Origin of the sequence: Streptomyces virginiae (assembly GCF_040638905.1) — a bacterium.
GTDB lineage: Bacteria > Actinomycetota > Actinomycetes > Streptomycetales > Streptomycetaceae > Streptomyces > Streptomyces virginiae_B.
Genome location: NZ_JBEZYV010000003.1, coordinates 323,006 through 344,736, shown reverse-complemented (window position 1 = coordinate 344,736; position 21,731 = coordinate 323,006). Strand labels below are relative to the sequence as shown.

Sequence of the window (21,731 nt, the reverse complement as noted above, 5' to 3'; positions counted from 1 at the left end):
TGTAAGGGTTAAGAGGATAGCGAGGATCCTACGGTTCCGTCCCGGGCCGGATCCCTGACGCGTCCCCGATGCCGACCCTGGCATGACCCGTAGTCCTTCCGGAGGGGACCGGGCGTCAGGCGTCCCTCTTCCTGAGGACGAGGTAGCCCCCGAGGACCGACGCGGCCACCCACAGGAGCATGATCCCGAGCCCGCCCCACGGCCCGTACGGGGACTCCGTGCTGCCCGTGGCGTTCGGCACGACCTGCATGATCTTCGACCCGGCCGAGGTGGGCAGGTACTGGCCGTATGTGCGGGTCGCCTCGAAGGTGTTCAGGAGGTTCGTGACGATCAGGAAGAACGGGATCAGGATGCTGATCGAGGCGACCGAACTGCGCAGCATGGTGGCGACGCCCATGGAGAACAGGGCGAGGAGTGCCATGTACACGCCGGCACCGACCACCGCGCGCAGGACGTTCTCCCCGTCGAGACCGGTGCCGTGGTCGCCCAGGATCGCCTGGCTGAGGAAGAACGACACGAAGCTGGTCAGCAGTCCGACCAGCAGCGCCAGCGCCGTGGCGACGCTCAGCTTGCCCAACAGGAAGCCCCCGCGGGCGGGCACGGCGGCCAGCGAGGTGCGGATCATGCCGGTGCTGTATTCGGTGCTGACCACCAGGACGCCGAAGACGATCATCGCAAGCTGGCCGAACTCCATCCCGGTGAAGCTCACCAGGGTCGGGTCGAAGGTGGCCTGTTCGATCTGGCTCATGTCGTCGAAGGCCGCCGCGACGGCGTTGGAGATCAGGGCGCCGAAGCCGGCGGTGACGATCAGGGCCAGCGCGAGCGTCCAGCTGGTGGAGGCGACGGTGCGGATCTTGGTCCACTCGGAGGTGAGGACGGCGGTGAAGGCCATGGTCACTGCCCGCCCTTGCGTGCGGAGTCGAAGGCGGCGCCCCAGGCGGGGACGTCGGCAGGCCGGGCCGGGTTGTCGGCGGCCGTGCGGGGCGCGCCCGGTGCGTGGGAGTGGTACTCCACGGAGTCCGCCGTCATGCGCATGAACGCTTCCTCCAGTGAAGCCCGCTGCGGGCTGAGTTCGTGCAGCACGATCTGGTGCTGGGCGGCCAGCTCGCCGAGCTGCTCCGCGCCGGCGCCGTCGATCTCCAGCGTGCCGGTGGCGGGAACGCTGACGGCGTTGATCCCGGCCTCGTGCAGGACGTCCTTGAGCCGCTCCTGCTGCGGCGAGCGCATGCGGACGTAACTGCGGGAGTTCTGGTGAATGAAATCAGCCATAGAGGTATCGGCCAGTAGTCTTCCCTGTCCGATGACGATCAAATGGTCTGCGGTCAGGGCCATTTCGCTCATCAGATGCGAGGACACGAAGATCGTGCGCCCCTCTGCCGCCAGGCCCTTCATCAGATTGCGGATCCACAGAATTCCCTCGGGATCCAGACCATTGACGGGTTCGTCGAACATGAGGATCTGCGGATCACCCAGCAATGCGGCGGCGATTCCCAGCCGTTGGCCCATGCCCAGCGAAAATCCTTTGGACTTCTTCCTGGCCACGGGCGTCAGCCCGACCAGGTCCAGCACCTCGCCGACCCGGCGCTCCGGGATGCGGTTCGACCGGGCCAGGCAGAGGAGGTTGTTGTACGCGCTGCGGCCGCCGTGCATGGCCTTGGCGTCCAGCAGCGCACCGACGTGCTTGAGCGGTTCCTGGAGGTCCCGGTAGCGCTTCCCGTAGATCCGGACCGCACCGCTGGTCGGATTGTCCAGGTCCAGCATCATGCGCATGGTCGTCGACTTGCCCGCCCCGTTGGGGCCGAGGAAGCCGGTCACCATCCCCGGTCTGACCTGGAAGCTGAGGTTGTTCACGGCGGTCTTGGCGCCGAATCGTTTCGTGAGGCCCTCGAGCTCGATCATGCGGCCACGCTAGAGCGCCCGAGGGCCCTACGCCACCTCAAAAGAGTGACGGAGGGCCCTCGATCAGACTCTTGTCGCTACCAGCGAGTAATGCCCGTGGTCTAGCGGCTCTGCTGCGCGGGGACGCCGCGGGTGACCGGCTCGTCGTCCACGATCGGGCTGGCCGCCGCGACGGCCGCACCGGTGAGCGTCGCCAGCATCTCGCGGACGTTGGTCAGCTGCGCGTTGATCGAGTCGCGGCGGTTGGTGAGCGCCGCCAGCTCGCGCTCCGACTCGCTGCGGATGCGGTCCGCCTTGGCGTTCGCGTCGGCCACGATGTCCTCGGCCTGGCGCTGCGCGGTCTCCACGGTCTGGCGGGCCCGGCGCTCGGCGTCCGTACGCAGCTTCTCGGCCTCCAGGCGCAGCTGCTCGGCGCGGTGCTCGATCTCCGCGAGGCGCTTCTCGGCCTTCGCCTGACGGGAGGCCAGGTCGCGCTCCGACTGCTCGCGGCGCTTGGCCAGGTTGGTCTCGAAGTCCGCGGCGGCCTGGGCGGCCTTGGCGCGGGTCTCCTCGAACAGCGCGTCGGCCTCCTCGCGCTTGGAGGCCGCGTCCTTCTGGGCCTCGGCGCGCAGGGTGGAGGCGTCGCCCTTGGCCTTCTCGACGATGCGGACGCCCTCGTCCTCCGCCTTCGACTTGCGGTCGGCCGCGAACGACTCGGCGTCGTTGCGCACCTGCTGGGCGGCCGACTCGGCGAGCTCACGGTGCTGCTCGGCCGCGCGACGGGCCTCCTCGCGCAGGTCCTTCGCCTCCTCCTCGGCCAGCCGCAGGATCTTCTCGACCCGGGCGCCGAGACCCGCGTACGACGGCTCGGCGTCGTTCACCTGGGCCTGGGCGTTCTGCGTCTCGAGGTGCAGTTCCTCGATCCGCTTTTCCAGAGAGTTGATTCGTCCAAGGGCGCTGTCGCGGTCGGAGACCAGCTTGGTAATGCGGTCGTCCACCTGACCGCGGTCATAACCACGCCGCACGAGCTCGAAGCCGAAGGGGGAGGAAGTGTCGCTCATGGGGTTCCTGTCGAATGAGACCGATGAGGTGCTACGTGAGGTGTTAAGGGGAATCCTAGGCGCCCAGACGGCGTGTCATCGAGTCAATCCGCGTTTGATCTGGACAATGAGACCCCTTTTGAGTGGCAAGGCGGCGGATTGCTTGTCACCCGTTCGCCTGAACCTTCATCAGGTGCACACATCCCCGGCCACTTGGCTAGCCCTCCGACGACTTACCACCCGAACGAGTGGATCCCGCTGTCACTCCGGCCTTGGAGCCCCCCGCTCCCTGGCCGCCGACCGCGGCCTTTCCGCCGCCCGAAGGCGCCTCGAATGATTCCAACGCCTCAAGAACGTCCTGGACACGGGAGATCTCCCCCTGAATGTCCTGCCGCCTGCGGACCAGGACCTCCAGCTCACGACGGCCCTCCTCGACGAGGCGCTCGGCCTCCGCCTGGGCCTCCGCCAGCGCCTTCTCGGCCTGCCGGGTCACCTCGGCCTTCTTCTGCTCGGCCTCCTTGAGCAGCGCCTCCGCCTTGCGGACCGCCGCGATGCGCACCTTGCTCGCCTCGCTGCTCGCGTCCGACAGCAGCTCCTTCGCCTTCGCCTCGGCCTCGACGCTCTGCTCGGTCGCCGCGCGCACCAGCTTGTCCACGCGCTCGCCGGCCGACTTCATCTGCTCGGCCGACTCCCGGCGGGCCCGCTCGTGCAGCTCCTCGACCTCGCCCTCGACGCGGCCGCGCAGCTCCTCCGCCCGTTCCCTTATGGCGGCGGCGTCCGTACGCGCGCCGACCAGCAGCTCGTTGGCGTCCGTACGGGCCTTCTCCACCAGGGAGTTGCCCTCGACGGTCGCCTCCGAGGTGATCCGCGCCGCCTCCTTGCGGGCCGCGTCGACCATCGCGTCGGCCTGCTCCTCGGCCGCCGTGGTGGCGGCGAGGGCCTGCTGCTGCGCGTCGGCGGTGAGCTTGTCGGCCTCGGCCGCCGCCTCCGTGATGAGTCGGTCGACCTGCTCCGCGGCTTCGCTGCGGCGCTTGTTCGCCTCCTCGCGGGCCTCGTCCAGCAGTCGCTCGGACTCCGTACGGGCCTCCGCGCGGATGCGCTCCGCCGCGGTGGCGGCCTCCGACCTGATCCGCTCGGCCTCCGACCGGGTGCGGGTCGCGTGCTCCTGCGCCGAGGACAGCGCCTCCGAGGCGTCGGCGCGCAGCCGCTCGGCCTCGGACGCCGCCTCGCCGACCGTGCGCTCGTTGTCCTTGCGGGTCTGCTCGATGAGCTTGTCGGCCTCGGACGCCGCCTCCGTGATGAGCCGGTCCGCCTGCTCGGCCGCCTCGGTGCGCAGCCGGTTCGCCTCGGCGCGCGCCTCGTCCAGCGTCTGCTCGGCGTCGCGCTCGGCCCCGGCCAGGGTCTCGTTGGCCGCGACCGTGACGCGGTCCGCCTCCGCGGTGGCCTCGCCGATGATCCGGCCGCCCTCCGCGCGGGCGTCGTCCAGCACCCGGGCCGCTTCGGCGCGCAGCCGCTCGGCCTCCGCCGCGGCCTCGCCGACCGTGGCCGCGTTGGCCACACGGGTCTCGTCGATGAGCCGGTCGCCCTCGGCACGCGAGTCGACCATGATCTTCGCCGCGTCCCGCTCGGCGCTCGCCAGGGTCTCGGCCGCCTGGGACTTCAGCCGCGCCGCCTGGGTGGTGAGGCGCTCGGCCTCCGCCGCCGCCTCGCCCACGGTGGCCGCGTTCGCGGTGCGGGTCTCCTCGATGAGGCGGTCCGCCTCCGCCGAGGCCTCGGTGATGAGCCGGTCGACCTGCTCCGCGGCCTCGGTACGCAGCCGGTTGCCCTCGGCCCGGGCCTCGTCCAGCGTGGCCGCCGCCTCGGTGCGGGCGGCCTCTGCGGCCTCCGCCGCCTCGGTGGTGATCCGCTCGGCCTCCCGCTCGGCGTGGGCGACCGCGGCCGCGTTCGCCGCGAGGGTCTCCTCGGTGAGCCGCTCGGCCTCCGCCGCGGCCTCGGCCGTGATCCGGGCGCCCTCGGCGCGCGCGGCCTCCAGGGACTCCGCCGCCTCGCCGCGGATGCGGTTCGCGTCGTCGCGGGCGTCGGCCCGGGTACGGGCGGCGTCCCGCTCGGACGCGGCCAGCGCGTCCGTGGCCTCGGTCCGCACCCGCTGCGCGTACTCGGCGGTGTCGGTGCGCAGTTGTTCCGCCTCGGCGATCGCCTCGCCGACGGTCCGCTCCGCCAGGGCCTTCGCCGCGTCCGTCTCCGCGCGCGCCTCGGTGCGGATGCGGTTGGCGTCCTCGGTGGCCCGCTCCCGCTCCTCGTAGGCGTCGGCCCGGACCCGGGCGGCCTCTTCCTCGGCCTCCGTCCTCGTACGTTCCGCCACGTGCTCGGCGGCGCTGCGCAGCCCGGAGATCTCCTCCTCGGCCTGCTCGTGCAGGCCGGCCACGGCGTCGCGCACCTGCTGGGCGGTGGCCTCGGCCGCCGACACCAGCTCGGACGCGCGGCGTTCGGCCTCCTCGGTCAGGCGGGCCGCCTCGGCCTGCGCCTCCTCCGAGCGGCGGCGGGCCGCGGCCAGCAGCTCCTCGCTCTGCTCGCGGGCCTGCGCCCGCTCCTGGTCGGCGTCGGTCCGGGCCGACGCCAGGGTCTCCTCGGCCTCCCGGCGGCGCCGGGCGGCCTCCTCCTGGGCGGCGGCCAGGGCCTCGGCGGCCTCCTCGGCGACCCGCTCGGCCGCCGCCTTGGCCTCGGAGCGCAGCCGGTCCGCGGTCTCCTGGGCCTCGGAGCGCACGCGCTCGGCCTCGGCCTCGGCCTCGCCACGCAGCCGTACGGCCACCTGCTCGGCCTCGGCGCGCACCCGGCCGGCGTCCTGCGCCGCCTCCGTGCGCAGCTGGTCGGCCTCCGCCTCGGACTGCGTCTGCAGCGTGCGGATGCGTTCCGCCGCCTCGGCACGCAGCCGGTCGTTCTCCTCGCTCGTCTCGCGGCGGATGTTCTCCGCCGCCGTACGGGCGTCACGCAGCGTCTGCTCGGCCGTGGTCAGCCGGGTCTCGGCCTCCGTGTGCAGCCGTACGAGTTCCTCGTCGGCCTCCGCCCGCTTCGCGGCCAGCGCCTGCTCGGTCTCCTCGCGCCGTGCGAGGGCCGCCGCGTCCGCCTCGGCGCGGACCGACTCGGCCTGCTCCTCGGCCTCGCCGCGCAGCCGCTCGGCCTCGGCGCGGGTCCGCTCCAGGGTCTCCTCGGCCTGCTTGCGCAGGGTTCCGGCCCGCTCGACGGCCTCGGCGCGGACCCGCTCGCTCTCGGCGGTCGCCCCGGAGCGCAGCTCGTCCGCGTCCGCCTTGGCCTTGCCGAGCAGTTCCTCGGCGGTCTTGGCCGCCTCCTCGATCTGCTGGACCGCCTCGCGGCGGGCCTCGCCGCGGATCCGCTCGCCCTCGGCGACGGCCTCCGCGCGCAGCTGCTCGGCCTCGCCGCGCAGCCGGCGGGCCTCCTCCTGGAGTTCGACCGTGCGGGCCCGGTACTCCTCGGTGTCGTCCTTCGCGGCGCCCTTGAGCTCGTCGGCGGTCGCCGCGGCCTGGAGGCGCAGCCGCTCGGCCTCGGCCTCGGCCTCGCGGCGGATCCGCTCGGCCTCCTCGGACGCGGCCCGGGTGGTGGCCCGGGCATCTTCCGAGGCCTTGTTCAGTACGTCCTCAGCCGTGCGGGCGGCCTTCGCCAGCTGCGCCGCCATGTCCTCGGCGGCGGCCGTACGGGCGCTGTCGCCGGCCTCGGCGCGTACCCGCTCGGCGTCCGCGCGGGCGTCGGCCAGGGCCTGCTCGGCCTCGGCCTTGAGGAGTTCGGCCTCCTTGGTGGCCTCGCCGACCAGCCGGGCGACCTGCTCTTTGGCGGTGCGGGTGCGCTGCTCGTTGACGGACTCCGCCGACGCGAGCTGGCGCGACGCGCTCTCCTTGGCCTCCGCGAGGACCTTCTCGGCCTCGGCGCGGGCCTCGCGCAGCGCGGACTCGGCCTCCTGCATGCGGGATTCGGCGACCCGACCGAGGTCCAGGGTCTGCTGCCGGGTCTGCTCGGCCTCGGCGGAGGTGGTGGAGCGCAGCCGCTCGGCGTGCTGGGTGGCCTCCTGCGCCTGCGCGGAGGCGGCCGTGAGCAGTCGCTCGGCCTCCTTGCGGGCGCGCAGCAGCGTGGACTCGGCCTCCGCGCGGGCGGCCTCCGCGTCGGCCGCCATCCGGCGCCGGGTCTCCTCGGCGACCCGGGCGGCCTCGGCGCGGGCCGCGTTCAGCGACTGCTCGGCCTCGGCGCGGGACTCCTCCATGAGGCGGCGCGCCTGGGCCTCCGTACGGGCGCGCAGCTGCTCCGCCCAGGCCACGTTCTCGTTGACGTGCGCCTCGACGGTCTGGCGGCGCTCGTTGAGCTCCTGGTCCAGCCGCTGGCGGCGGTTGACGGCCTCGCTGTGCAGCTCGGCCTGCAGGCGCGCCTGGTGCTCGGCGTGCTCCTGGAGGATGCGCTGGGTCTGCGCCCGGGCGTCGCGCAGCTCGCGCTCGGCGTCGGAGCGCATCTGGTCGGCCTGGATCTGGGCATTGCGGAGCAGCTGCTCCGCCTGGTAGCCCATGTCCGCGCCGTCGTAGGCAGGACGGGACGCCAGGGCCCGGCGTACCTCGTGGAGCTTGGCGCGCAGCACCTCGACCTGGTAACCCAGGTCTTCAGCGTGCTGGACGGCCTTCCCGCGTTCCTTCTTCAGCCGCTCCATCTCGGCCTCGAAGCGCGAGAGATGGTCGGCCTCGGCCTGATGGCTCTCCTGGCTTTCGTAGCCCCGCACAGCGCGGTCCCATCCGTCCCCTGGTCGCAAGCTCACTCCCAATGAGCATCGCTCGCCCGCTGAACGACGCCCCCGGGGGAATGGTGTCAGATACCGGGGCAGGGGTCACAGGCCCCGACCCTCTCCGCACCGAACCCCGGCCGAGCCATGGCCACTCTACCGGCCGGGGAATCGGGGCATCAGTGGTCAGGGTTTGACGTGACCAGTTCGGTCAGGACTCCGTGGCAGTCCTTGGGGTGCAGGAAGGTGATCGAGGACCCCATGGAACCGGTGCGGGGCTGGTCGTAGAGGACGCGGACGCCCTTGCCGCGGATGGCCTCGGAGTCGCCGTGGACGTCCTCGGTGCCGAAGGCGATGTGGTGCACGCCCTCGCCGTTCTTGGCGAGCCACTTGCCCACCGCGGAGTCCTCGCGGGTGGGCTCCAGGAGCTGGATGTAGGAGGCCCCGCCGTCGGAGGTTTCGTTGATCTTCAACATGGCCTCGCGAACGCCCTGCTCCTCGTTGACCTCGGTGTGGAACACCTCGAAGCCGTACGTGGCACGGTAGAACTCGACAGTCTTGTCCAGGTCGAAGCAGGCGATCCCGATGTGGTCGATTCTTGTCAGCATGGGGACAGTGCACCGCCGAAGGGGGTCGTCACGCAACGTGCGCGCGATCACACCGGCAGCCCGGTGACCGCTGCGGTACCGCCCAGTACATTCACGTAAACCCTCGTTCACTCCTCATCCAAGGGGCTGTGCCTCATGTCCGGATCGAACAACACCACTTCCGTGATCGTCGCCGGGGCTCGCACGCCCATGGGGCGGCTGCTCGGCTCGCTGAAGTCCTTCTCGGGCGCCGACCTCGGCGGCTTCGCCATCAAGTCCGCGCTGGAGCGGGCCGGGATCTCCGGCGACCAGGTCCAGTACGTGATCATGGGCCAGGTGCTCCAGGCCGGCGCGGGCCAGATCCCCGCCCGCCAGGCGGCGGTCAAGGCCGGCATCCCGATGAACGTCCCCGCCCTGACCATCAACAAGGTGTGCCTCTCGGGCCTGGACGCGATCGCGCTGGCCGACCAGCTGATCCGCGCCGGTGAGTTCGACATCGTGGTCGCGGGCGGCCAGGAGTCGATGACCAACGCCCCGCACCTGCTGCCCAAGTCCCGCGAGGGCTACAAGTACGGCGCGATCGAGATGCTGGACGCGATGGCCTACGACGGCCTCACGGACGCCTTCGAGAACATCGCGATGGGCGAGTCCACCGAGAAGCACAACACCCGCCTCGGCATCGAGCGCGCTCCGCAGGACGAGTTCGCCGCGACCTCCCACCAGCGCGCCGCGGCCGCCCAGAAGAACGGCGTCTTCGAGGCCGAGATCACCCCGGTCGAGATCCCGCAGCGCAAGGGCGACCCGGTGGTCTTCTCCACCGACGAGGGCATCCGCCCCGAGACCACGGTGGAGTCGCTCGGCAAGCTGCGTCCCGCCTTCGCCAAGGACGGCACGATCACCGCAGGCACCTCCTCGCAGATCAGCGACGGCGCGGCCGCCGTGGTCGTGATGAGCAAGGCGAAGGCGCAGGAGCTCGGCCTGGAGTGGATTGCCGAGATCGGCGCCCACGGCAATGTGGCCGGCCCGGACAACTCCCTCCAGTCGCAGCCGTCCAACGCGATCCTGCACGCCCTGAAGAAGGAGGGCCTGGAGGTCTCCGACCTGGACCTCATCGAGATCAACGAGGCCTTCGCCGCGGTTGCGGTGCAGTCAATGAAGGATCTGGGCGTGACCCCGGAAAAGGTGAACGTCAACGGCGGCGCCATCGCCCTGGGCCACCCGATCGGCATGTCCGGCGCCCGTGTGGTGCTGCACCTGGCGCTGGAGCTGAAGCGCCGCGGTGGCGGGGTCGGCGCGGCCGCGCTGTGCGGTGGCGGCGGCCAGGGTGACGCGCTGATCGTCCGCGTCGCGAAGTAGGCACGGCAGGCCGCCGCGGACCCGGACCGGGTCCGCGGCGGCCCCGATCTCCGGGCCCTCGCGGGCCCGCCCTCCCGGGCCTGGCGGCCCTCACGCATCCCGTACGAAGAACCGAGGAGCGCAGCACAGATGACGGCGGTGGACGTCCCCCAGCTGGTGGCCCAGGCGCGGGAGGGCCGGCCGAGAGCGGTGGCCCGGCTGATCTCGCTGGTCGAGGGGGCGTCCCCGCAGCTGCGCGAGGTGATGGCCGCGCTGGCCCCGCTGACGGGCGGGGCGTACGTGGTGGGTCTGACGGGCTCGCCGGGCGTGGGCAAGTCGACCTCGACCTCGGCGCTGGTGTCCGCCTACCGCAAGGCCGGCAAACGGGTCGGCGTGCTCGCCGTCGACCCCTCCTCGCCCTTCTCGGGCGGTGCGCTGCTCGGCGACCGGGTGCGGATGTCGGACCACGCCTCGGACCCGGGGGTCTACATCCGCTCCATGGCCACCCGCGGCCACCTGGGCGGCCTCGCGTGGGCCGCCCCGCAGGCGATCCGGGTGCTGGACGCGGCCGGCTGCGACGTCGTCCTGGTCGAGACGGTCGGCGTCGGGCAGTCGGAGGTGGAGATCGCCTCGCAGGCCGACACCTCGGTGGTGCTGCTGGCCCCCGGGATGGGCGACGGCATCCAGGCCGCGAAGGCGGGCATCCTGGAGATCGGCGACGTGTACGTGGTCAACAAGGCCGACCGGGACGGCGCGGACGCGACCGCCCGGGAGCTGAACCACATGCTTGGGCTGGGCGAGGCGCGCGGCCGCAACGACTGGCGGCCGCCGATCGTGAAGACCGTCGCCGCCCGCGGCCAGGGCATCGACGAGGTCGTCGAGGCGCTGGAGAAGCACCGGGCGTGGATGGACGAGCGCGGGGTGCTCGCCGAGCGGCGGGCGGCGCGGGCCGCTCGGGAGGTCGAGACGATCGCCGTGACGGCGCTGCGGGCACGGATGGCGGACCTCCACGGGGACGCGCACCTGGGCGCGCTGGCCGCCAGGGTCGCCGAGGGCGATATGGACCCGTACGCGGCGGCCGACGCCCTGCTGGCGACCCTGACGGAGTCCTGAGCCGGACCCCGGCGGCCGTCGCCCGTGAGCGGGCCCGGCCGCCGGGGCGACCGGGCGGGCGGCCCGGTGTGATGTCAGTTGGTGTTGTCGTCGCCGTCCGAATCGGAGTCCGCGCCGGACTGGGTCACCTTGCCCGTGGCGTGGTCCACGTGGGCGTTCCAGGTCTTGCCGTCGGAGGATTTGACCTCGACCTCCCAGTACGGGGCCTTTCCGTCGTCGCCGTCCTCCCACTGCACGGACCAGACCTGCCCGGGGTGGGCGGCCAGGGCCGCCTTCATCGCCTCCTCGGCGGTGACCTTGGCGGAGACCAGGGCCTTGTTCTCGGCGGCGTTCTCGTCGGTGTCCCGGTTCTGCTCGGTGACGGCGCCGCTCGCGGACACGTCCAGCTCGGCGTGGCCCTTGCCGTCCTTGCTGATCACGTCGACGTGCCAGACGGAGCCGTCCTTGTCGAGGGACTCGACAACACCCGGGTAGTGCTTCAGGGCGGCCGCGGCAGCCCCCTGCGCCGTCACGTCGACGCGCAGGGCGGGGGCCGCGGTGACGGTTCTCGCCGCGTCGGAGGACACCGCGGCGGCGGCGGCCACCGGACCGCCGACGATCAGGACGACGGACGCGGCCGCAGAGACGTACCGGGTGCGCTTCATGGAGGGACCTCCTCAGGCCGGCCATGGCGCTCACGGTTGCCCGGCGCGGCCGGCAGCGGGCGGATACGGCCCATTGTCCGGCCTGCCGCCCCGCGGGGCGCGCCGAGCGTCAGCCTCAGACCTTCCCGCGGGTGCCGCGCAGGTGCTCCGCCACCGGCGTCAGCGAGGCGCGCAGCGCCGCCAGGGCCTCCGGCGGCAGGAGGTCGATGAAGTGCTGGCGGACGGACGCCACGTGGTGCGGGGCGACCTTCCGCATGGTCTCCATGCCCTCGTCGGTGAGCACCGCGTACAGGCCGCGGCGGTCGGACTCGCAGTTGACCCGGCGGACCAGGCCCGCCGTCTCCATGCGCGTGATCTGGTGCGACAGCCGGCTCTTGGACTGCAGGGTGGCGGTCGCGAGATCGCTCATGCGCATCCGGTGGTCCTGCGACTCCGAGAGGTTCACGAGGATCTCGTAGTCGTTGTTGGTGAGTCCGAAGGGCTGGAGATCCTTTTCCAGCTGGTGCATGAGCAGCCTGCTGACGTCCAGGTGGGTGCGCCAGGCGCACTGCTCCGCGTCGGTGAGCCAGCGCGTGGCCGTCTCGGTCTCCATGGTCTCCATGAATGAACTCTACCTAAAAAGTTGAATTGCGAACAAAGGTCGAAAGTCCCGGCCGGCCGTCACAGTCCCAGGCGCCGCTGGAGATCACCCAGCTGTCCCGGCATCCGCGGCACGCCCATCTGCCCCAGGGGTCCCTGGCCGGCACCAGGCACGCCCTGTGCGTTGCCCGTGGCCGCCCCGGCGCCCACCGCGCCGACCGACTGCTCCGCCATCAGCATCTCCGAGGACTGCAGGAGCACAGTGCCGGCTCCCACGAACTCGAACTGGTGCTCCTCGCCCGAGGCGCCGCCGATGCCGGCCAGCGAACGCAGCCCGCCCATCACGCCGGACATGTAGCCGTGATCGTAATGGTGACAGGGAGAGGGGCAGTCCGCCCAGCCGACGAGCGCCTGCGGGTCCACGCGCAGCGGCGGCTCCATGAACACCACCGGCCCGTTCGAGGCCGCCACGAACTTCCCGGTCCCGATCAGCGTCAGGAATCCCGGGACGATCGACTGCTTCAGGGCGAGCGAGGGCTGGTAGGCCAGCAGGTTGCCCGCGCGGATCGTCAGGTTGCCGTTGTCCAGGTCGTACGAGTTCACGTCGAAGGCGCGGTCGGCCAGCAGCATCTTGCCCTGGCCCTCGGCGACCACCCAGTCGCCGGCGTGCAGCGGCGAGTGGAAGCTGGTGCGCAGCAGGCGGTCGAAGCGCCCGTTGCCGATGCCGTTGAACTCGATGCGCCCGTAGTACGAGATCATCTTGCCCTTCTGCAGGAACCACTGGCTCCCCTTGAGCTCCACGCAGAAGGTGTACGCGTTCACGTTGTCGTCGGACGGCAGCGTGTACGGGTCGAAGACCGTCGGGCCGCCCGGTCCGCCCATCACGGGGCCAAAGTTCACAGCTTCTCCTCGGAGGCCTGTACGTACACCGCGCCCTGGCCGGACAGTTCCAGCTGGAACGCCTCGCCCGAGCCGCGCCCCACCATGTCCCGCCAGCCGAGGGCGGTGGAGAGCTTGTTCCTGACGTCCCCGTGGTGGGCCACGTAGGCCTGGGGGTCCACGTGGACCGGCCGGTTCGGGGTGATGGGGAGTTCGATGACCCCGCCGTGGGCCATCACGGCGACCGAGCCGTGGCCCTTGAGGGTGGTGGTGAACAGGCCCTGGCCGGTCACCTGGCCGCGGACCATGCCCATGACCCCGCCCTGCGAGCCCATGAACATCGTGCCCTGCTGGAGGGTGCCGTCGAAGGCGAGCAGCCGGTCGGCCTCGACGTAGAGGGTCTCGCCGGTCAGGTTGATCACCTGGATGTGGTGGCCGCCGTGGCCGAACATCACCGTGCCGCTGCCCTCGACCGTCATCAGCGGGGTCTGCTCGTTCGCCACGCGGCGCCCGATCATGCCCATGACCCCGCCCTGACCGCCCGTCAGGCTGGGGGTGAAGGAGACGTCGCCGCGGTACGCGAGCATGGCGCCGCGCTGGCTGAACATCCTCTGGCCCGGGACCACCTGGGCCTCGACCATCTTCGAGTTGATCTCGCGGAACGGCATCAGACGTCGCCCCCGATGGTGTTGCGCTCGCTGGGCTGCACGTAGACCAGGCCCTCGCCCTCGAAGCGGATCTGGAAGGCCTCGCCGGAGCCCTCGCCGATCAGCGTGCGGAAGGTCACACCGGACTGGAATGACTGTTGGAGGTTGCCGGTGTGCGCGATGTACGCCCCCGGGTCGACGGACAGCGGGTACTGGGCGCTCACGCGCAGTACCACGGCCGGACCGTCGGAGACGATCGCCGCCTGGCCCGATCCCTCGACCGTCGTGGTGAACAGGCCGTTGCCCGTCGACGCTCCGCGCAGCCCGGTGAAGGTGGTGCCGGTCCGCAGACCGGCGTCGGTGCACAGCAGGTTGCTGGACTCGACGTAGAGCTTCTCGCCGCGCAGATCGACCAGATTGATCTCACTTGCGCGGTCGGCGAAGAAGCAGGTGCCGTGCCCCTGCACTTCCATCACCGTCATCTGTTCGCCGGTCAGCCGGCGGGTCACCATGCCGCGGAGGCCTTCGCCGCCGCCGGTCATCTTCTTGAAGGCCATCTGCCCGTCGTACGCGACCATGGAGCCGTTCTTCGCTTTCACGGCGTCCCCGGTCAGGTCGACGGCCAGCACCTTGCTGCCTTGGAGTCGGAACTGAGCCACGGGGAGACGTTATCGGCAGCGGGCGGACCCGAACAGGGCCCGTGGCCGAGATATGCCACACCTCGGCGGTATGGGCGTGAAAACGGTGCGATCCGGGCCCGCTCCGAGCGGGAGGGGCCGGGTCAAGATCCCGCAAAGCGGCTGAGACACTGGAGGCGACCCTGGCCTCCACCCCGAAGGTTCCACGTGGACATCAAGACCGCCTCCGCCCTGCACCGCCTGCGCCTGGTCTCCGTACCGGAGGCGCTGTCGTTCCCGGCCCTGCTGATCTTCGGCTCGCTGCTGAGCCGGGTCTCGGACATCGACTACCTGATGATGCCGCTGGGAATCCTGCACGGGATCCTGTTCACCATCTACGCGGTCCTGCTGCTGGACGTGTGGAACAAGGCGAAGTGGCCCGTCAAGAAGGTCGCGTTGTTCTTCGTCCTCGCGGTCCTGCCCTTCGGCGGCCTCTACGGCGACAAGCTGCTCAAGCGGGAAGAGGCCGACAGCGTGGTGGCGGCCCGCGCCCGTCAGGCGGCCCAGGCGTGATCGCCGCGTTCTCGGTGACCCCGCTCGGGGTGGGTGAAGAGGTCGGGGAGTACGTCGCCGACGCGGTCCGGGTGGTCCGCGAGTCCGGCCTGCCCAACCGCACCGACGCGATGTTCACGACGATCGAAGGCGACTGGGACCAGGTCATGGACGTGATCCGGCGCGCGGTCGCCGCCGTCGAGGAGCGGGCGCCCCGCGTCTCCTTCGTCCTCAAGGCCGACATCCGACCCGGCGTCACCGACGGCATCACCTCGAAGGTCGAGACGGTGGAACGCCACCTCGGGCAGGGCTGACCCCCCCCGCCCCCGTACGCCCCAGGCGCCCCCGGCCCCATCCGGCCGGGGGCGCTTTCGCGTGCCCGGTCCGCGCCCGGACCGCGCCCGAGCCGTGCCCGGAACCCAACCCGTGTGACGGGGCTCACTCTTGAGCGATCGCTCAAATGCGCCTAGGGTCCGGGTTGAGCGATCGCTCAAAAGCGGGAACCGGGGGGGGCGGGCATGGGCCTGTACGTCGAGACGGTGATCCGGGCCGGGATGGACGAGCTGTGGGAGCGCAGCCAGGATCCCGCCCAGCACCAGCGGTGGGACCTGAGGTTCACCTCCATCCACTACCTCCCGCGGTCCGAGGGTGAGCCGCAGCGGTTCCGGTACGCCACCCGCGTACTGCCCTTCGTCTCCGTCGACGGGACCGGCGTCTCCGCGGGGGAGCGCCGCCGGCCCGACGGGACCCGGGTGTCGGCCCTGCGGTTCGCCTCGGACCATCCGCTCTCGCTGCTCGCCGAGGGCAGCGGGTACTGGCGCTACGTTCCGGCCGGCGCCGGGATCCGCTTCCTCACCGGCTACGACTACCGGCCCCGCTGGGGCCGCTTCGGGGCCCTGGCCGACCGGCTCGCCTTCCGGCCGCTCATGGGCTGGGCCACCGCCTGGTCCTTCGACAGGCTGCGGCTGTGGTGCGAACGCGGCACCCCGCCCGGCCTCGCCCTCGCCCGGGCGGTCGGCGAGAGCGCCCTGCGCGCCCTGCTGTCCGCCGCCGCCCTGCTGTACGCCCCCGCCGCCGTGGCCCTGCTCGTCCTGGCCGCCGCGCTGCTGCTGCCGCCACTGCCGGGAACCCCGGCCGCGCGCCGCTGCCTGCGCACGCCGCCCGGCCGCACGCCCGTCGCCGCACCCCCTCTGCTCAGCACCCTGGAGCCGTCATGACCTCCATCTTCCGGGCCCACATGGGCGCCGGCTTCGACCGTCTGCACCCGCAGATCCAGCGCCGCTTCTCGGTCGGACTGGACAGCGGGGAGGGCTGCATCGGCCGGGGGACCATGGAACGGATATGGCACGGCGGCAGCTTCGTGAAGCCCTTCCTCCGGCTCGGCGGGATGCGCAACATCCTGGTGCCGCGCGAGGGCCGCGACGTCCCCTTCGTCATCGAGAACCTCCCGTACCTCGACTCCTACGGGCGCGAGACCGTCACCTTCGTACGGACCTTCCAGCTGCCCGGCGGGCCGCACCGGTTCGACGCCACGATGGTCCACAGCCCCGAACGCGACTGCGTCCTCGACTACCTGGGCACGCACCAGCACCTCGCCAGCGACCTGCACATGAGCGCCGAGGCGGACGGTTCGCTGCTCATCCGCTCCGGTGAGCACCGCTTCCGCGAGGGCCCCGTCGACGTCCGCGTCCCCGACCTCATCGGCGGCGACGCCGAGGTGCGCGAGTCCTTCGACGACGCCACCGGCCGCTTCCGGATCCGGGTACGGGTGGTCAACCGCCGCTTCGGACCGCTCTTCGGCTACGAGGGCTCCTTCACCGCGCAGTACGTGGACGTCCGCACGCACGGGGTCCGATCAGACCTGCGGCCGGTCCGTGAGGAGGCGCGGACGTGAGCGCGGCCACCAAGGACAAGCTCCTCGAAGGAGCCCTGCGCACGCTCGTCGAGCAGGGCATCGCCAAGGCCTCGGCCCGCACCATCGCGGCCACCGCCGGAGTCGGCCAGGGCCTGATCTTCTACCACTTCGGCTCGGTCGACGAACTGCTCGCCGCCGCCTGCCGGTACGGCGCCGAGCAGCGGGTGGACCGCTACCGCGACCGGCTCGCCGGGCTGGGCAGCCTCACCGAACTGGTCGAGTTCGCCCGCGCGATGCACGCCGAGGAGCGGGAGGCCGGGCACGTCGCCATGCTCGGGCAGCTGCTGGCCGCCGGGCAGAGCTCGCCCGCCCTCGCGGCCGCCACCGCCGCCGGACTCGGCCTGTGGATCGAGGAGCTGGAGGACGTGCTCACCCGGCTGCTCGCAGCGACCCCGCTGGACGGGTTCGCCGACCCCGCGGGGCTCGCCCGGGCCACCGCCGCCTCCTTCGTCGGCATCGAGCTGTACGAGGCGGTCGACCCGCAGGGCGCCGGCAGCGCGTTCGACGCCCTGGAGCAGCTCGCCGGACTGGCCGCGGTACTGGAGGGCCTGGGGCCCCTGAGCCAGCGCGCCGTACGCCACGGACTGCGCCGCGGCACCCGCGGCTGAACCGTGTGCGGCGGCTCAGTCGCGGGCGCGGCGGGCCAGGCCGAGGGCCTGCTCGGGCCACCAGGTGCCGGCCGCCGGGCCGCCGCGGCAGGTCCCGTCGGACTCGCCGGGCCGCTTCACCCACAGGTACGCGTCGACGAGCGGGTCGCCGGTCCGGTCGGTCGGCGGTGTGCCGAGGGCGCGGCCGGGCGGGTTGCAGGAGGCCCGGGCGCGGTCGCCCGGCAGCGGCCCGGCGCCGTTGCGGCCGGTGTCGATGACGAAGTGCCGGCCCTTGGTGGCCCGGGAGAGCTCGGCGCCGTAAGCCCGGACGGCCGCGTCCGGCTGGAATCCGGAGACGTTGAGGGCGAAGCCGTCGGCGCGGTCGAGGCCCGCCTCGCGCAGGGGGCCGACGAGGTCCGCGGGATCGCGGATCCACGCCGGATCACCGGCGTCCAGATAGACCTTCGTGTTGCGGTTCCGCTTGAGCCGGTCGACGGCCTCGGAAAGCAGCCGGTAGCGCTCGGCGCGCTGCCCGTCGCGCACGCAGCCGTCGACGGCGTTCGCGACGGCGTGCGGTTCCAGCACGACGAGGGCTCTGGCGTCGCCGATCGCGTCGGCGAAGGCGCCGATCCAGCCGCGGTAGGCCCGGGCGTCGGCGGCGCCCCCGGCCGGCCGGCGTCCGCAGTCGCGGTGCGGGATGTTGTGCGCGGCCAGCACCAGGGCTCTCCCGGCGGCTTTCGCGCCCGCCCGGGCCCGGCGGATCCCGGGGCCGGGATCGCCCGGCCGTCCCCACAGGGCCACCGGCCGGTCCGCGATCCGGCGCAGCACCTGGGCGTCGTCGTAGCGGCCCCTCGCCTCCCACGCCACGACCTGCCGGGCGGCGTCGCTGCCGGGGTCCACCCAGAAGGCGGACCCGCCGTCGGCGGCGGCCGGGGCCGCGGGACCGGCGGCGGGCGGGGGCGGTCCGGGCTGCGGCGCCGTGGTGCAGGCGGGGGCCGCGGCGAGGAGCAGGAGCAGGCCGAGGACGGCGGCGGCGGGCCGGGGACGGCGTGGCCCGGGACACGACCTGGGAGCGACGGGTGGCATCCGGTTTCCTCGGGACGAAGGGTCGGGCGGCAGACCGTAAGACCGGAATATGGTGACATGACGGACCGTCGGCTCGGCCGTGCGACACCGGCCGCGACCTAGCCCGCGGCGGCCCCCGTGGTGAGGGCGATGGCCAGCGGGGTGCGTTCGTAGAGCACCTGGTGGCCCCGGCGGGCGGAGATGAGCAGACCCGCCGCGTGCAGGACCCCCAGGTGGGCCGAGACGGTGGACGGAGCCAGGCCCAGGCGGTGGGCCAGGGCCGTGGTGGACGCCGGTTCGTCCAGCGCGCACAGCACGTCCGCCCGGGCCCGGCCCAGCAGCCGGGCCAGCGCGGTCGGCGTGTCCTCACCCGCCGGCGTCCACAGGGCGCCCACGCCACGGGCCGGGTAGACGACGGTCGGCTGCCACGGCGGGTCGAAGCCGCCCGCGATCTGCGGCCAGACGAAGGCGCTCGGCATGAGAAGCAGCCCTTGGCCGCCCAGGACGCGGTCGTGGTGGGTGGGCCGCTCGATGGTCAGGGTGAGCGAGGCCGCGTCCCAGGCGAGTTCGGGGTGCAGACCGTCGAAGAGGGCCTCCAGCCCGCCGGCGGCGAGGCGGCGCGTGTGGAAGAGGACGTCCGCCTCCAGCAGGGCCCTCAACCGCGGCCAGTGCGGCTCGACCAGCACGGCCCAGGCACGCTCCAGCAGGTCCGCCAGCTCGCGCACCGCCCGCGCCGGATCAGCGAGCAGGTAGCGCCCCAGGTCACTGTCGAGAGCGCCCGGCGTGCAGGCCAGCGACCGGCGCATGTCCTCGCACGCCGCGGCCGGATCCGCCGCGCGGATCACCGCGATCTCCTCCTCGAAGGAGACGCCGGGCCCGCTCGGCGGCGGGCTGATGAAGTCCGTACTGTGCCCCCGGCGCGGCATCAGCAGCCACAGCGGCCGCAGGTCCAGCCCGTCGGCGGCGGCCCGGATCCCCCGCAGCCACGGCAGGTGGTAGCCCTGCCGGTCCGGGCGGCTCAGGGTCCGGATCGCCTCCTGCGTCTCCCACGCCGGCGACAGCGCGAACCGGCACCTCAGCAGGTCCTCGTGCCCGAAACGATGGTGCAGTCCCATGCCGCACCCTCCCGCGCCGCCGACCGTTGCGCCCGACATTCGTTCCGGGCCGAATCTCTACGCCGGCCAGCCTAGGTCCCCGACGCTGCCGTCATGGCAACCGTCACCCCGGCCACGGCCCGAGCGGGCTCCGCCGGCTACCGCACCGTGTTGCGGACCCCGGAATTCCCGGCCGTCTTCGCCGCACACCTGATGTCCGTACTCGGCCTGGTCGTCGCCGAGATCTCCCTCTCCGTCCTCGTCTACCGCCTCACCGGATCACCCCTGATGAGCGCGCTCACCTTCGCGCTCGGCTTCCTCCCCTACGTCCTCGGCGGCACGCTGCTCGCCGGGATCGCCGACCGCCTGCCCGCCCGGCGGGTGCTCGTCACGTGCGACCTCGTCTGCGCCGCTTGCGCCGCGGCCATGGTGCTCCCCGCCACCCCCGTCGCCGCCCTCCTCGTCCTGCGCTGCGCGATGGCCTTCGTCGCACCCCTCTTCCAGGGCACGCGCAACGCCTCCCTCCCCGACATCCTCGGCGCGGGCGAGGCGTACGTCCTGGGCCGCTCGCTGCTGCGCCTGGTCGCCCAGAGCGCCCAGCTCATCGGTTTCGGACTCGGCGGGCTGCTGCTCACCGTGCTCGCCCCGCGCGGCGCCCTCGCGCTGACCGCTGCCGGATTCCTCGGCTCGGCCCTCCTGCTGTGGCTGGGCACCCGCGGCCGCCCCGCACGGGCGGCCGTCCGCACCTCACCGCTCGCCGGAATGCGGGCCGTCCTGGGCCGGCGCCGGCTGCGGGCGCTCACCCTGCTGTTCTGGCTACCGCCCGTCTTCCTCGTCGTCCCCGAGGCGCTGCTCGCCGCGTACGCCGACGGCATCGGCGCCGGAACCGCCGTCCTCGGACTGATGATGTGCGCCATGCCCGTCGGCACCATCGCAGGCGAGCTCTGGGCGGGCTCCGCGCTCAGCGCCCGGACGCGTTCGCGGATCGTCGCCCCGCTGGCCGCCGCCGGCCTGCTGCCGTTGCTCCTCTACGCCGGCCGGCCGGGCGTGCCCCTCGCCCTGCTCGCGCTGCTGCTCGCCGGGCTGGCCCACGCCCACACCCTGGGGCTGGACCAGTGGTACGTGGAGGCCGTCCCCGACGAGCTGCGCGGCCGGGCGATGACCCTGCTCAGCACCGGCCTGATGACCCTCCAGGGAGTCGGCATGGCCCTGGCCGGGCTGGCGGCCGAGTTCTTCCCGGTGCACGTGGTCGTCACCGGCTCCGGGGTGCTCGGCACCGCCGTCGTGCTGGCGCTCCTGGCCGAACTGCGGTCCGCCGTCCGGCAGGAGGAGCGACTGAGGGATGAGACGCCCCGCGCCGGGAAGTGACCTCCCGGTAGGGTCGGACGCGTGCCCAAGCCGCTCAGCCTTCCCTTCGACCCCATCGCCCGCGCAGACGAGCTCTGGCGACAGCGGTGGGGGCCCGTGCCGTCGATGGCCGCGATCACCTCGATCATGCGCGCCCACCAGATCCTGCTCGGCGAGGTCGACGCGGTCGTCAAGCCGTACGGGCTGACCTTCGCGCGCTACGAGGCCCTGGTGCTGCTCACCTTCTCCAAGGCGGGCGAGCTGCCGATGTCGAAGATCGGCGAGCGGCTGATGGTCCACCCGACCTCGGTGACCAACACCGTCGACCGGCTGGTGAAGTCCGGGCTGGTCGCCAAGCGGCCCAACCCGAACGACGGCCGCGGCACCCTCGCCTCCATCACGGAGAAGGGCCGGGAGGTCGTCGAGGCCGCCACGAAGGACCTGATGGCCATCGACTTCGGCCTGGGCGCGTACGACGCCGAGGAGTGCGGGGAGATCTTCGCCCTGCTCCGCCCGCTGCGGGTGGCCGCCGCGGACTTCGAGGAGTCCTAGGGAGTGTCGTCGCAGCAGCGTCGGCCGCCCGAAGGCCGGCCGGGCGGGACTTTGACGACACGACCTGGGCGCGTGCGTCGCCGATCGGGCCCGTGCCGCGATCCCGGGGCCGCGTCAAGATCGAGCAAAACGGACGGTTAGGCTCGTCCGCATGAAACGAAGCGTGCTGACCCGCTACCGCGTCATGGCCTACGTGACCGCGGTCATGCTCCTGATCCTCTGCGCCTGCATGGTGGCGAAGTACGGCTTCGGCACCGGCGCCGAACTGACCTTCTTCGTGTCGCAGGCCCACGGTGTGCTCTTCATGATCTACCTGGTCTTCGCCTTCGACCTGGGGTCCAAGGCCAAGTGGACCTTCGGGAAGCTGCTCTGGGTGCTCGTGTCGGGCACGATTCCGCTGGCCGCGTTCTTCGTCGAGCGCAAGGTGCGTGCCGAGGTCGAGCCGCTGGTCAGCGACTCCCTCGCGACCGCCCGGGCCTGATACGAGGCGAGCGTCACCCACCCCCGGGGCGAGTCCCCGGGGGTT

General features: G+C 72.5%; 22 protein-coding genes. 10 read left to right on the top strand and 12 right to left on the bottom strand.

The genetic code is table 11. The features are described from left to right. Positions 1 to 115 precede the first annotated feature (115 nt). The 5 genes from AB0F82_RS07430 to mce all read right to left on the bottom strand — a co-directional run bounded on the left by AB0F82_RS07430 (position 116) and on the right by mce (position 8,300). Complete coding sequence (locus AB0F82_RS07430) at positions 116 to 892, bottom strand: ABC transporter permease subunit (RefSeq protein WP_362624935.1); 777 nt, start codon at positions 890 to 892, stop codon at positions 116 to 118. A 2-nt stretch (positions 893 to 894) separates the two neighbouring features. Next, on the bottom strand, positions 895 to 1,899 hold the full coding sequence (locus tag AB0F82_RS07425) for an ABC transporter ATP-binding protein (RefSeq protein ID WP_356815653.1): 1,005 nt from the start codon (positions 1,897 to 1,899) through the stop codon (positions 895 to 897). Positions 1,900 to 2,000: 101 nt separating this feature from the next. Beyond that, on the bottom strand, positions 2,001 to 2,939 hold the full coding sequence (locus AB0F82_RS07420; protein ID WP_356815651.1) for a cellulose-binding protein: 939 nt from the start codon (positions 2,937 to 2,939) through the stop codon (positions 2,001 to 2,003). A 196-nt stretch (positions 2,940 to 3,135) separates the two neighbouring features. Further along, entirely contained in the window at positions 3,136 to 7,692 is a 4,557-nt protein-coding gene (gene scy / locus AB0F82_RS07415; RefSeq protein WP_362624815.1) for a polarized growth protein Scy, read from the bottom strand. Positions 7,693 to 7,871: 179 nt separating this feature from the next. Then, on the bottom strand, positions 7,872 to 8,300 hold the full coding sequence (gene mce / locus AB0F82_RS07410) for a methylmalonyl-CoA epimerase (protein WP_030030807.1): 429 nt from the start codon (positions 8,298 to 8,300) through the stop codon (positions 7,872 to 7,874). A gap of 135 nt (positions 8,301 to 8,435) precedes the next feature. On the opposite strand from mce, the gene AB0F82_RS07405 reads away from it, so the two are divergent. Together AB0F82_RS07405 and meaB are read left to right on the top strand one after the other, a co-directional pair. Then, positions 8,436 to 9,635, top strand: a complete 1,200-nt coding sequence (locus tag AB0F82_RS07405) for an acetyl-CoA C-acetyltransferase (RefSeq protein WP_356815990.1) — start codon at positions 8,436 to 8,438, stop codon at positions 9,633 to 9,635. Positions 9,636 to 9,764: 129 nt separating this feature from the next. After that, complete coding sequence (meaB, locus tag AB0F82_RS07400; RefSeq protein WP_356810614.1) at positions 9,765 to 10,727, top strand: methylmalonyl Co-A mutase-associated GTPase MeaB; 963 nt, start codon at positions 9,765 to 9,767, stop codon at positions 10,725 to 10,727. A gap of 74 nt (positions 10,728 to 10,801) precedes the next feature. On the opposite strand, the gene AB0F82_RS07395 is transcribed toward meaB, so the two are convergent. From AB0F82_RS07395 to AB0F82_RS07375, 5 genes are all read right to left on the bottom strand, one after another. Next, positions 10,802 to 11,371 carry a PepSY domain-containing protein gene (locus tag AB0F82_RS07395; RefSeq protein ID WP_356810615.1) on the bottom strand — a complete coding sequence of 190 codons (570 nt, stop codon included), beginning with the start codon at positions 11,369 to 11,371 and terminating at the stop codon, positions 10,802 to 10,804. Positions 11,372 to 11,486: 115 nt separating this feature from the next. Further along, positions 11,487 to 11,963 (bottom strand): MarR family winged helix-turn-helix transcriptional regulator, encoded by a 477-nt coding sequence (locus tag AB0F82_RS07390; RefSeq protein WP_030660375.1) that lies wholly within the window; start codon positions 11,961 to 11,963, stop codon positions 11,487 to 11,489. Between the two features lie 68 nt (positions 11,964 to 12,031). Continuing rightward, positions 12,032 to 12,832, bottom strand: coding sequence for an AIM24 family protein (locus tag AB0F82_RS07385; RefSeq protein ID WP_362624932.1), 801 nt, complete (start codon positions 12,830 to 12,832; stop codon positions 12,032 to 12,034). Positions 12,833 to 12,846: 14 nt separating this feature from the next. Then, a complete protein-coding gene (locus AB0F82_RS07380) occupies positions 12,847 to 13,497 on the bottom strand; it encodes an AIM24 family protein (protein ID WP_030768970.1) in 651 nt (216 codons plus the stop codon). After that, positions 13,497 to 14,135 (bottom strand): AIM24 family protein, encoded by a 639-nt coding sequence (locus AB0F82_RS07375; protein ID WP_356810617.1) that lies wholly within the window; start codon positions 14,133 to 14,135, stop codon positions 13,497 to 13,499. Before AB0F82_RS07375 ends, AB0F82_RS07380 begins: the two co-directional genes overlap by 1 nt. 186 nt (positions 14,136 to 14,321) lie before the next feature. Here AB0F82_RS07375 and AB0F82_RS07370 point away from each other — a divergent pair, with 186 nt between their 5' ends. The 5 genes from AB0F82_RS07370 (at position 14,322) to AB0F82_RS07350 (ending at position 17,168) form a co-directional block, all read left to right on the top strand. Next, positions 14,322 to 14,666 carry a DUF3817 domain-containing protein gene (locus tag AB0F82_RS07370; protein WP_356810618.1) on the top strand — a complete coding sequence of 115 codons (345 nt, stop codon included), beginning with the start codon at positions 14,322 to 14,324 and terminating at the stop codon, positions 14,664 to 14,666. Then, positions 14,663 to 14,959, top strand: coding sequence for an MTH1187 family thiamine-binding protein (locus AB0F82_RS07365; protein WP_362624810.1), 297 nt, complete (start codon positions 14,663 to 14,665; stop codon positions 14,957 to 14,959). Before AB0F82_RS07370 ends, AB0F82_RS07365 begins: the two co-directional genes overlap by 4 nt. A gap of 204 nt (positions 14,960 to 15,163) precedes the next feature. Further along, positions 15,164 to 15,862 (top strand): hypothetical protein, encoded by a 699-nt coding sequence (locus AB0F82_RS07360; RefSeq protein WP_362624808.1) that lies wholly within the window; start codon positions 15,164 to 15,166, stop codon positions 15,860 to 15,862. Then, positions 15,859 to 16,539 carry a DUF4166 domain-containing protein gene (locus AB0F82_RS07355; RefSeq protein WP_356810621.1) on the top strand — a complete coding sequence of 227 codons (681 nt, stop codon included), beginning with the start codon at positions 15,859 to 15,861 and terminating at the stop codon, positions 16,537 to 16,539. The genes AB0F82_RS07360 and AB0F82_RS07355 overlap by 4 nt, the downstream gene beginning before the upstream one ends. Further along, positions 16,536 to 17,168 (top strand): TetR/AcrR family transcriptional regulator, encoded by a 633-nt coding sequence (locus AB0F82_RS07350; RefSeq protein ID WP_362624806.1) that lies wholly within the window; start codon positions 16,536 to 16,538, stop codon positions 17,166 to 17,168. The genes AB0F82_RS07355 and AB0F82_RS07350 overlap by 4 nt, the downstream gene beginning before the upstream one ends. Before the next feature lie 15 nt (positions 17,169 to 17,183). Here the strand turns inward: AB0F82_RS07350 and AB0F82_RS07345 are convergent, their stop codons facing one another. Further along, entirely contained in the window at positions 17,184 to 18,233 is a 1,050-nt protein-coding gene (locus AB0F82_RS07345; RefSeq protein ID WP_362624804.1) for a glycoside hydrolase family 6 protein, read from the bottom strand. A gap of 98 nt (positions 18,234 to 18,331) precedes the next feature. Further along, a complete protein-coding gene (locus AB0F82_RS07340) occupies positions 18,332 to 19,327 on the bottom strand; it encodes an ArsR/SmtB family transcription factor (protein ID WP_362624802.1) in 996 nt (331 codons plus the stop codon). Positions 19,328 to 19,420: 93 nt separating this feature from the next. Here AB0F82_RS07340 and AB0F82_RS07335 point away from each other — a divergent pair, with 93 nt between their 5' ends. From AB0F82_RS07335 to AB0F82_RS07325, 3 genes are all read left to right on the top strand, one after another. After that, entirely contained in the window at positions 19,421 to 20,674 is a 1,254-nt protein-coding gene (locus AB0F82_RS07335) for an MFS transporter (protein WP_362624800.1), read from the top strand. Between the two features lie 21 nt (positions 20,675 to 20,695). Next, positions 20,696 to 21,205: a MarR family winged helix-turn-helix transcriptional regulator gene (locus AB0F82_RS07330; RefSeq protein ID WP_362624798.1), complete on the top strand. Its 510-nt coding sequence runs from the start codon at positions 20,696 to 20,698 to the stop codon at positions 21,203 to 21,205. Positions 21,206 to 21,356: 151 nt separating this feature from the next. Beyond that, complete coding sequence (locus AB0F82_RS07325; protein WP_356810627.1) at positions 21,357 to 21,686, top strand: DUF3817 domain-containing protein; 330 nt, start codon at positions 21,357 to 21,359, stop codon at positions 21,684 to 21,686. Positions 21,687 to 21,731: the final 45 nt, after the last annotated feature.